The organism is uncultured Bacteroides sp. (assembly GCF_902491285.1).
Classification (GTDB): domain Bacteria; phylum Bacteroidota; class Bacteroidia; order Bacteroidales; family Bacteroidaceae; genus Bacteroides.
In genome coordinates this window covers 1-10,839 of sequence record NZ_CABUHK010000121.1, presented here as the reverse complement: position 1 = coordinate 10,839, position 10,839 = coordinate 1, and the positions used below count along the sequence as shown (strand labels likewise).

Here is a 10,839-nt window from a genome sequence, read left to right as displayed (position 1 = left end):
TCGGAAGATTATCACTTGGGCTTGTGGGTAACCGGTAAGAAGGTTTCCAACTCATGGGCACATGCGGATGAGAACAGCTCTGTTTATGAATTGAAGGCTTATGTCGAAAATGTATTGAAACGTTTGGGACTGGATCTGCATAACCTGGTTGTAGGTAACCTGACCGATGATGTTTTTGCAGCCGCGCTTTCTGTAAATACCAAGGGCGGCAAACGCCTGGCATCTTTCGGTGTGGTGACTAAGAAGTTGCTGAAAGCATTCGATATTGACAATGAGGTCTATTTCGCCGACTTGAACTGGAAGGAGCTTATGAAGGCTGTCCGTTCGGTGAAGATCAGCTACAAGGAAATCTCCAAGTTCCCGGCTGTGAAACGCGACCTGGCTTTGTTGCTTGACAAGAATGTGCAGTTTGCCGAAATCGAGAAGATTGCATTCGATACGGAGAAGAAGCTGCTGAAAGAAGTGGAACTCTTTGACGTGTACGAAGGCAAGAATCTGGAAGCCGGCAAGAAATCCTATGCAGTGAGCTTCCTGCTTCAGGATGAGAACCAGACATTGAACGACAAGATGATTGACAAAATCATGTCGAAACTGGTGAAGAATCTGGAAGACAAACTGGGCGCCAAACTAAGATAATCAGATAAACTTAAAATTGTTATTATAAAAATATAAACCAATGGGAAGAGCATTTGAATATAGAAAGGCCGCTAAACTGAAAAGATGGGGCCACATGGCTAAGACATTCACAAGACTGGGCAAACAGATCGCTATCGCTGTAAAGGCAGGCGGTCCGGAACCTGAAAATAACCCGACCCTGCGTTCGGTTATCGCTACTTGTAAGCGTGAGAATATGCCGAAGGATAATATCGAACGTGCCATCAAGAACGCTATGGGTAAAGACCAGAGCGACTACAAGAGCATGACTTACGAAGGATACGGCCCTCACGGAATTGCTGTCTTTGTGGATACGTTGACTGATAACACGACCCGTACGGTGGCCGACGTCCGTTCGGTATTTAACAAGTTCGGCGGTAACTTGGGTACAATGGGGTCGCTGGCATTCCTTTTCGATCACAAATGTATGTTCACTTTCAAGAAGAAAGACGGACTGGATATGGAGGAACTGATTCTTGACCTGATTGATTATGACGTGGAAGATGAATATGATGAGGACGAAGAGGAAGGAACAATCACTATCTATGGTGACCCGAAGAGTTATGCCGCTATTCAGAAGCATCTGGAAGAATGTGGTTTTGAAGATGTCGGCGGAGACTTTACTTATATCCCGAACGATATGAAGGATGTGACTCCCGAACAACGCGAGACGCTGGACAAGATGATTGAACGTCTGGAAGAATTTGATGACGTGCAGACTGTTTACACAAACATGAAACCAGAAGGCGAGGAATAAATTGCCATGGAATATGTTTATAAAACAAAAGGTACTTGCAGCACGAACATCGAACTGAATGTGGAAGATGGTGTCGTGAAGGAGGTGGCCTTTTGGGGCGGATGCAACGGTAATCTGCAAGGGCTTTCACGCCTGGTAAAAGGTATGAAAGTGGAAGAGGTGATTACCAGGCTGGAAGGTGTACGCTGTGGCGGCCGACCGACGTCTTGCCCCGACCAGTTATGTCGTGCATTACATGAGATGGGATATTAACAGGTAAGATTTCCCTTTTTTATAGTTATATCGGAAGGGAGTGGCGAAAAAACTCCCTTTTGGTTTTTGCTCAGGCACGGATTACACGGATGACACGGTTTTTATTGATTTGGAACCGTGAAGTCCGTGTAATCCGTGCCTGTTTTCATATACTTACTTGTCGGTATTTTGAACCAAAACCGAACTTCAGTCGTTATTTATAAGTATATTTGTACTGGAGAAACTATTATGCAAAAAATGAAGAATATTTTTCAAGACTTAAAACGCAAAGACCATAAACGCTATTTGGGCGGACTGGATGTGTTCAGATATATCGGGCCGGGACTCTTGGTGACGGTAGGATTTATTGATCCGGGAAACTGGGCGTCTAATTTCGCCGCCGGTTCCGAATTCGGGTATTCGCTGCTTTGGGTGGTCACCCTGTCTACTGTCATGTTGATTGTACTTCAACACAACGTTGCCCACCTGGGGATTGTGACCGGACTCTGTCTGTCGGAAGCGGCCACTAAATATACTCCCAAATGGGTGTCCCGTCCCATACTTGGTACGGCCGTACTGGCTTCTATCTCCACTTCGTTGGCGGAGATTCTGGGTGGCGCCATCGCACTGGAGATGCTGTTGGATATCCCTATCATATGGGGGGCTATACTGACAACGCTTTTTGTCTCCATCATGCTTTTCACCAATTCGTATAAGAAGATAGAACGTTCTATCATCGCGTTCGTTTCCGTTATCGGGCTTTCTTTTATCTATGAGCTGTTTCTCGTAGAGATAGACTGGCCGGCCGCAACGCTGGGGTGGGTGACTCCGTCATTCCCGAAAGGAAGCATGCTGATTATCATGAGTGTGCTGGGAGCGGTGGTGATGCCTCACAATCTGTTTCTCCATTCGGAAGTGATACAGAGCCACGAGTATAACAAGAAAGACGACGCGTCGATAAAGAAGGTATTGAAGTATGAGTTGTTTGACACGTTGTTCTCGATGATTGTAGGCTGGGCGATTAACAGTGCGATGATTCTGCTGGCTGCCGCCACTTTCTTCAAAAGCGGTATTCAGGTGGAGGAGTTGCAACAGGCCAAATCGCTGCTCGAACCGTTGCTGGGGAGCAATGCCGCAATCGTATTCGCGTTGGCGCTGCTGATGGCGGGCATTTCGTCGACTATCACAAGCGGGATGGCGGCAGGCTCTATCTTTGCGGGTATTTTCGGTGAGTCTTATCATATCAGGGACAGCCACTCGCAGGTGGGGGTACTTTTGTCCTTGGGCATTGCCTTATTATTGATTTTCTTTATCGGGGATCCTTTTAAGGGATTGATTATCTCACAGATGATACTTAGTATCCAGTTGCCCTTTACGGTGTTTCTGCAGGTGGGGCTGACTTCTTCCCGAAAAGTGATGGGGGATTATGTGAATAGCCGCTGGAGTACGTTTGTGCTGTATACGATTGCGATTATCGTATCGGTGCTGAACATCATGCTGCTGTTTTCCTAAAGTGAACATGAATCAATAAATACTTTTTTTTGTATTTTTGCATGAAAATAAAAAGCGGAAAAATAGTATGGAAGATAGAATACAAAAAGCAGTGGAGCTTTTTAAAAGCGGATATAACTGCTCGCAGTCTGTGGTGGCTGCCTTTGCGGATATGTATGGATTCACACAGGAACAGGCTTTGCGCATGAGCGCTTCTTTCGGTGGGGGGATAGGCAGGATGCGTGAGACTTGCGGGGCTGCCTGCGGCATGTTTCTCGTTGCGGGACTGGAAACCGGGGCGACGGAAGCGGCAGACCGGGAAGGGAAGGCTGCCAACTATGCGGTGGTGCAGGAACTGGCGGCTGAGTTTAAAAAACGCAACGGCTCGCTGATTTGTGGAGAATTGTTGGGATTAAAGAAAAAAGAACCGGTTTCCACCGTTCCGGAAGAGCGTACTACTCAATATTATAGCAAGCGTCCTTGTGCGAAAATGGTGGAGGAAGCGGCAAGAATCTGGTGTGAATACCTCGAAAAGCATCCGAAATGAATGGAAAAATGCTTTTTTATTACAAAATCAATAAAAAAACATTCAATAAAGTGTTATATAACATAAAAATAACTATCTTTGCTCCCGAAATAAAATCTGAAAGTCCTGAGGGAGCGGATGATTTGAAGCATGTCTAACTAAAATTTCAAAGCAAATGTTGAAAGAAAAAGCAGGTGTAATCGCAGGTAATATCTGGAATGCACTGAATGAAACAGAAGGAATGACTGCCAAGCAACTGAAGAAAGCAACTAAGTTGGTTGACAAAGACCTATTTCTTGGACTTGGTTGGTTATTGAGAGAAGACAAAGTCTCTGTGGAAGAAGTTGAAGGTGAACTCTTCATCAAATTGATCTAAGCGAGTAACTCACTTAAGCAATAAAAAAAATGCGTTGGTACATGGTCATAATGTTATCAACGCATTTTTTTTTATTCCGCCATTTACGTATCTTTGCACACCAAAAAGATAAAATAATAAGAATTCAGAATGAAGAATATACGCAATTTTTGCATTATCGCTCATATTGACCACGGTAAGTCGACTCTGGCAGACCGTCTGCTGGAGTTTACCAAGACTATACAGGTGACTTCGGGACAGATGCTTGACAATATGGACCTGGAGAAAGAAAGAGGGATTACAATCAAGAGCCATGCCATCCAGATGGAATATACTTACAAGGGTGAGAAGTATGTCCTTAATCTGATTGACACTCCGGGACATGTGGACTTCTCGTATGAGGTGTCCCGCTCGATTGCCGCTTGCGAGGGTGCATTGCTGATTGTCGATGCGTCGCAGGGCGTACAGGCGCAGACCATTTCCAACCTGTATATGGCGATTGAGCACGATCTTGAAATTATCCCGGTTATCAATAAATGTGATATGGCAAGTGCCAACCCTGAAGAGGTGGAAGATGAGATTGTGGAACTGCTGGGTTGCAAACGCGAAGAGATAATCCGTGCGTCGGGCAAAACGGGCATGGGCGTGGAAGAGATACTTGCAGCCGTTATCGAACGTATCCCGCATCCCGAAGGAGACGAGGATGCTCCGTTGCAGGCGTTGATTTTCGACTCTGTGTTCAACTCTTTCCGTGGAATCATCGCTTATTTCAAGATTGAGAACGGTATCATCCGCAAGGGTGACAAGGTGAAGTTCTTCAATACGGGAAAGGAGTATGATGCCGACGAGGTGGGAGTGCTGAGGATGGATATGGTTCCCCGTAACGAGCTTCGTACGGGAGATGTAGGATATATTATTTCGGGTATCAAGACTTCCAAAGAGGTGAAAGTGGGAGATACCATTACGCATATCGCCCGTCCGTGCGACAAGGCCATCGCCGGTTTTGAGGAAGTGAAGCCGATGGTGTTTGCCGGAGTTTATCCGATTGAGGCGGAAGATTTTGAAGACCTTCGTGCGTCTTTGGAGAAGTTGCAGTTGAATGATGCTTCTCTGACCTTCCAGCCGGAATCTTCGCTGGCGCTGGGCTTCGGTTTCCGTTGCGGTTTCCTGGGATTGCTCCATATGGAGATTGTACAGGAACGGCTGGATCGTGAGTTTGACATGAACGTGATTACTACCGTGCCGAACGTATCCTATCATATCTATGACAAGCAGGGCAATATGAAGGAAGTGCACAATCCGGGCGGTATGCCCGACCCGACCTTGATAGACCATATCGAAGAGCCGTATATCAAGGCTTCCATCATTACAACGACCGATTATATCGGCCCTATCATGACGCTTTGCCTGGGCAAACGCGGCGAGCTTCTCAAACAGGAGTATATCTCCGGTAATCGTGTGGAGATTTATTATAATATGCCTTTGGGAGAGATTGTCATCGATTTCTATGATAAACTGAAGAGTATCTCCAAGGGGTATGCTTCATTTGACTATCATCCGAACGGTTTCCGTACTTCCAAGCTGGTGAAACTTGATATCCTGCTGAACGGCGAGCCGGTGGACGCGCTTTCTACATTGACGCATATTGATAATGCGTATGATATGGGCAGGCGGATGTGCGAGAAGTTGAAGGAGCTGATTCCCCGCCAGCAGTTTGATATAGCCATACAGGCGGCTATCGGAGCGAAGATTATTTCCCGTGAGACGATTAAGGCGGTTCGTAAGGATGTGACTGCGAAGTGTTACGGCGGTGACGTGAGCCGTAAGCGCAAGCTGCTTGAAAAACAGAAAAGAGGTAAAAAACGAATGAAACAAATCGGTAACGTGGAGGTGCCTCAAAAGGCCTTCCTCGCTGTACTGAAGCTGGATTAAGAATATTGCCGCAAGCAATTTTTCAGAGATTATTCTGAACAAATTGACTTGCGGTTAGTTTTTTAATACACCAGGGTGACTGCCTTCTGTCTGCAGAGCTTTCCTTGGCAATCACTTTTAGAGAACAAACAACTGTAAATATGAGAAAAGTTCTGTCTTTTTCGGGCTTCCTGATGTTGGGGCTCATCATTTCACAATTCCTGCCGGTGGTGGCAGGGCAAGGTTATGGGGCTGTCAAGTCCGTTTCGAATGTACTGCTTTATGTGTGTCTTAGTTTTATAATGATTAATGTAGGCCGGGAATTTGTTCTCGACAAGGTTCGATGGAAAAGCTATGCTGAGGATTATTTCATAGCGATGGCTACGGCGGCTCTGCCGTGGTTTATGATTGCCATTTATTATGTGTTTGTATTGTTGCCGCCTGATTATTGGAATAGTTGGGAAGCGTGGAAGGAGAATTTGTTGTTGAGCCGTTTCGCGGCACCGACATCCGCAGGTATTTTGTTTACGATGCTGGCTGCTATCGGGCTGAAATCCAGTTGGATTTACAAGAAGATCCAGGTGTTGGCCATTTTTGACGATTTGGATACGATAATTCTGATGATTCCTCTGCAAATAATGATGATCGGTTTGCGCTGGCAGTTGATTATTGTGGTGGTAATTGTGTTTATGTTGTTGGCTGCCGGCTGGCAGAGGTTGAACAGATATGATTGGCGTCAGGATTGGAAGGCTATCCTTTTTTATTCGGTTATTATATTTCTGGCTACCCAGATTCTTTATTTGGGCAGTAAAGAGTTGTATGGCGAAGAGGGGAGTATTCATATTGAGGTGCTGTTGCCGGCGTTTGTTCTCGGAATGATAATGAAGCATAAGGAGCACGACACTGCTGTGGAGCGGAAGGTATCTACCGGGATTTCTTTCCTGTTCATGTTTCTGGTGGGTATGAGCATGCCTCATTTTATCGGGGTGAACTTTGCGGAAACTCATGCGGGCACACATTCGGTGACGGGTTCGCAGGAGATGATGTCATGGGGGATGATTATGCTTCACGTGGTGATTGTTTCTTTGTTGTCGAATATAGGAAAACTTTGTCCGATGTTCTTCTATCGTGACCGGAAACTGAGTGAGCGGCTGGCGCTTTCTGTCGGTATGTTTACCCGTGGAGAGGTAGGAGCCGGGATTATTTTCATTGCGTTGGGCTACAATCTGGGCGGCCCGGCATTGGTCATTTCCGTACTGACTTTAGTCCTGAACCTTATCTTGACAGGAATTTTTGTGCTTTGGGTGAAAAACCTTGCTTTAAGGAGTTATACTGATTAGAAAAATCCGTATATTGCGATTTTAATACCATAAAAACATTTCGTTATGACTATTTTACGGACTATGCGAAACTTCTCGTCCATGAATATCACGGCGAGTATTCTTTTGTTTCTGGCTGCTATTTCGGCAGCCGTCATTGCGAACTCTCCAGTGGCTCCGGTGTATCAGGAATTTTTGTCGCATGAACTCCATTTGCGGATTGGCGACTTTAATTTACTGTCGCATGGCGGGGAGAATTTGCGGATGATTGAGTTTATCAATGATGGCTTGATGACGATTTTCTTTTTGCTGGTGGGGTTGGAAATTAAAAGGGAACTGCTGGTCGGCGAACTTTCTTCTTTCCGTAAGGCTGCATTGCCTTTTATTGCTGCTTGCGGTGGTATGCTGGTTCCTGTAATGATATATATGCTGATTTGCCCGCCGGGCAGTGTCGGCGGACAAGGGCTTGCCATCCCGATGGCAACGGATATTGCTTTCTCATTGGGTGTGTTGAGTTTATTGGGGAATCGTGTTCCGCTGAGCCTGAAAATCTTTTTGACGGCTTTTGCGGTAGTCGATGATATTGGCGGTATCCTGGTGATTGCCATTTTTTATAGTTCGCATGTTTCTTATGGTTATCTTCTGGTGGCTGCGTTGCTTTATGTTTTGCTTTACTTTATAGGGAAGTGGGGAGCGACAAATAAGATATTCTTTTTGGTGATTGGGGTGGTTATCTGGTATTTATTCCTGCAATCGGGTATTCATAGTACAATCTCAGGGGTTATCCTGGCTTTTGTGATTCCTGCGAAACCTCGTTTGGACGTGGGGAAGTATATTGAGCATATCCGCCATACGATAGCCGGTTTTCCGACGATGGAGTCGGGAAGTATCGTGCTGACCAATGAGCAGATTGCCAAACTGAAAGAGGTGGAGTCGGCTTCCGACCGTGTGATCAGCCCGTTGCAGTCATTGGAGGACAATCTGCATGGGGCGGTCAATTACCTGATTCTTCCGCTTTTTGCTTTTGTCAATGCGGGTGTTGTGTTTAGCGGGGGCGGCGAGTTGGCCGGCAATGTGGGCATTGCGGTGGCGGCCGGATTATTGCTGGGGAAATTCATCGGTATTTATTCGTTCACCTGGCTGGCTATCAGAACAGGACTGACTCCCAGGCCGTTGGGGATGAACTGGATGAATCTTACCGGCATTGCCTTGTTGGGCGGCATCGGTTTTACCGTATCGCTTTTCATTGCCAACCTTTCTTTCGGAACTGATTATCCGGTCTTGTTGAATCAGGCTAAGTTTGGAGTGTTGTCGGGTTCCATACTTTCCGGATTATTGGGGTATATTGTGCTCCGGGTGGTGCTTGCAAAGGGGCAGGGGCGTTGATAAAATATAATAATCCCGCCATTCTATCTTTATTCCTGTCAAGGGGATAAAGCTTGAATGGCGGGATTATTAGTTTAAAATATGAAACTCTTGTAATAATATGCAGAGTTATTTTTGATTATTCTATTCATCTGTAAGTTCATCATCTATTCCGTCAATCGGCAGAATCTTCTGACTTTCTTCATGTGGTAACTGCTCTACTTGTCGCAGTTTCCGTTCGATGGCGCGTGTCCGTTTTCCCATTACTTCTTCCAGTTGGTCACCGGCACTTTGCAGGTTCTTCTGTACTTTCTCAAGCAATCCGCCAAACTTGCCGAATTCCGTTTTGACGGCTCCTAATACAGTCCAAACTTCGCCGGTACGCTTTTGGATGGCTAGTGTGCGGAATCCCATTTGAAGGCTGTTCAAGATAGCTCCTAGTGTCGTCGGTCCGGTCACTACGATCTTATATTCTTTCTGAAGCGTCTCTACAAGACTTGTCCTTCGGATTACTTCGGCATAAATGCTTTCGAAAGGTAAGAACATGATGGCGAAATCGGTAGTGAAAGGGGGATCCACATATTTATCGTGAATATCCTTGGCCATCTTTTTAATCGTGCTTTCCAACTGCTTGCCGGATGATTCCATCAACGCGGCATCTCCTGCTTCGAAAGCATCGTAATATTGCTCGTATATGTCTTTCGGGAATTTAGCGTCAATCGGAAGATAGACGGTGCTGTTTGCGTCATCTTTACCCGGAAGTTTGATGGCAAATTCGACGAATTCGGTTCCGCTCTTTTTCGTCTTGACGTTAGCGTCATACTGTTCGGGACTCATCATTTGCTCTAATAATGCTCCGAGTTGTACTTCACCGAATGTTCCCCGCATTTTTACGTTGCTCAATACTTTTTTCAGTCCGCCGACGTCCTGTGCCAGGGACTTCATTTCTCCCAGTCCCTTTTGCACATTTTCAAGCTGCGAACGGACTATCTCGAATGACTGGCCGATTCGTTCGTTGAGTGTCTTTTGCAACTTTTCCTCTACCATCAGGCGCATGTCGTCCAGACGTTTCTCGGTCGATTTAATCAGGATTTCCTGCTGGCGTGCCATCGAATCGAATTTCTGCCGTTGCAACTCTCCGCTGGTCATCATGTTCTTATGCAGGACATCTTGGAGTTGCTGCATATTCTGATTGAGTGTTTGCGTCATTTCCATGCGAAGTTCCCGGATGCTGCGGTTCAGCTCTTCCCGGTTCTCCTGCATCTGCTGGCGCAAAGCTATCTGTAATTGTTCCGCTTGAGTCTGGTTGTTGCCTTTGGTCAGTGATAATACCAGCAGGACTATCACTAATACGGCAATTACAATAAGTAGAATCAGTTCCATCAGTATGTCAGAATTTCGTTTCCGGTTTCAGTAATCAGAATCATGTTTTCCCATTGGGCTGAGGGGAGTCCGTCGTCGGTGCAGACGGTCCATCCGTCAGCTTCGTCAATGAATACTTCGTAAGTTCCCATATTAATCATCGGTTCGATGGTGAAGGTCATCCCTGGTACAATCATCATGCCTGTGCCGCGGCGTCCGAAGTGTTCTACGTCCGGCTCTTCATGGAATTTCATTCCCACGCCATGCCCGCAAAGGTCGCGGACAACGCTGAATCCGTTCTTTTCGGCATGCTCCTGGATGGCTGCGCCTACATCGCCCAGTTGTTTCCAAGGCTGTGCAGCGGCAATGCCTATTTCCATACATTCTTTGGTTACCTGAACGAGTTTACGCATTTCGGAACTTACATCGCCAATCATAAACATGCGGGATGCATCGGAGAAGTATCCGTTGTAAATCGTAGATACGTCTACATTGATAATATCTCCGCTTTTCAAAATCTCATTCTTGCTGGGTATTCCATGACATACCACATCATTGATGCTCGTACAAACGCTTTTGGGAAATCCTTCATAATTGAGTGGGGCAGGGATGGCTCCGTGCCCGGTTGTGAAGTCATATACCATCACGTCAATCTCTTCGGTGGACATTCCTTCATGAATATTTTCCGAGATATAATCCAATAATGCCGTATTGATTTTGGCGCTCTCACGAATCCCTTCCAGTTGCTCAGGCGTACGGAGTACTTTACGTGGGGGGAGCTTATATCCTTGTTTTCTGTATTTCTGTATTTTCTCTTCTACTGCTGCCGGATAATTGGAGGGGGTAAACCGGAATCCCTTGATAAAGT

10 protein-coding genes and 1 pseudogene are annotated in these 10,839 nt (G+C 46.0%); 9 read left to right on the top strand and 2 right to left on the bottom strand.

Features of this window, described 5'->3' with window-relative positions; all coding sequences use genetic code 11:
* From RDN93_RS20485 to nhaA, 9 genes and pseudogenes are all read left to right on the top strand, one after another.
* A pseudogene (locus tag RDN93_RS20485) lies at window positions 1-636 on the top strand (phenylalanine--tRNA ligase subunit beta); the annotation flags it as partial.
* A gap of 40 nt (window positions 637-676) precedes the next feature.
* Entirely contained in the window at window positions 677-1,411 is a 735-nt protein-coding gene (locus tag RDN93_RS20480) for a YebC/PmpR family DNA-binding transcriptional regulator (protein ID WP_294629437.1), read from the top strand.
* 6 nt (window positions 1,412-1,417) lie between these two features.
* Window positions 1,418-1,663, top strand: coding sequence for a TIGR03905 family TSCPD domain-containing protein (locus tag RDN93_RS20475; RefSeq protein WP_308747209.1), 246 nt, complete (start codon window positions 1,418-1,420; stop codon window positions 1,661-1,663).
* A 237-nt stretch (window positions 1,664-1,900) separates the two neighbouring features.
* Window positions 1,901-3,154, top strand: coding sequence for an Nramp family divalent metal transporter (locus tag RDN93_RS20470; RefSeq protein WP_308747208.1), 1,254 nt, complete (start codon window positions 1,901-1,903; stop codon window positions 3,152-3,154).
* A gap of 67 nt (window positions 3,155-3,221) precedes the next feature.
* Window positions 3,222-3,680, top strand: coding sequence for a C-GCAxxG-C-C family protein (locus RDN93_RS20465; RefSeq protein WP_308747207.1), 459 nt, complete (start codon window positions 3,222-3,224; stop codon window positions 3,678-3,680).
* Between the two features lie 154 nt (window positions 3,681-3,834).
* Window positions 3,835-4,035, top strand: a complete 201-nt coding sequence (locus RDN93_RS20460; protein ID WP_044654713.1) for a winged helix-turn-helix domain-containing protein — start codon at window positions 3,835-3,837, stop codon at window positions 4,033-4,035.
* A 129-nt stretch (window positions 4,036-4,164) separates the two neighbouring features.
* Entirely contained in the window at window positions 4,165-5,946 is a 1,782-nt protein-coding gene (gene lepA / locus RDN93_RS20455) for a translation elongation factor 4 (RefSeq protein WP_308747206.1), read from the top strand.
* A gap of 140 nt (window positions 5,947-6,086) precedes the next feature.
* Window positions 6,087-7,265 carry a sodium:proton antiporter gene (locus tag RDN93_RS20450; RefSeq protein WP_308747205.1) on the top strand — a complete coding sequence of 393 codons (1,179 nt, stop codon included), beginning with the start codon at window positions 6,087-6,089 and terminating at the stop codon, window positions 7,263-7,265.
* Between the two features lie 45 nt (window positions 7,266-7,310).
* Window positions 7,311-8,630: a Na+/H+ antiporter NhaA gene (nhaA, locus tag RDN93_RS20445; protein ID WP_308747204.1), complete on the top strand. Its 1,320-nt coding sequence runs from the start codon at window positions 7,311-7,313 to the stop codon at window positions 8,628-8,630.
* Between the two features lie 123 nt (window positions 8,631-8,753).
* On the opposite strand, the gene RDN93_RS20440 is transcribed toward nhaA, so the two are convergent.
* Both RDN93_RS20440 and map read right to left on the bottom strand, forming a co-directional pair.
* Entirely contained in the window at window positions 8,754-9,992 is a 1,239-nt protein-coding gene (locus tag RDN93_RS20440) for a DNA recombination protein RmuC (protein ID WP_308747203.1), read from the bottom strand.
* On the bottom strand, window positions 9,992-10,839 hold an 848-nt coding region (map, locus tag RDN93_RS20435), incomplete at its 5' end, for a type I methionyl aminopeptidase (protein WP_308747202.1). The genes RDN93_RS20440 and map, both read right to left, overlap by 1 nt.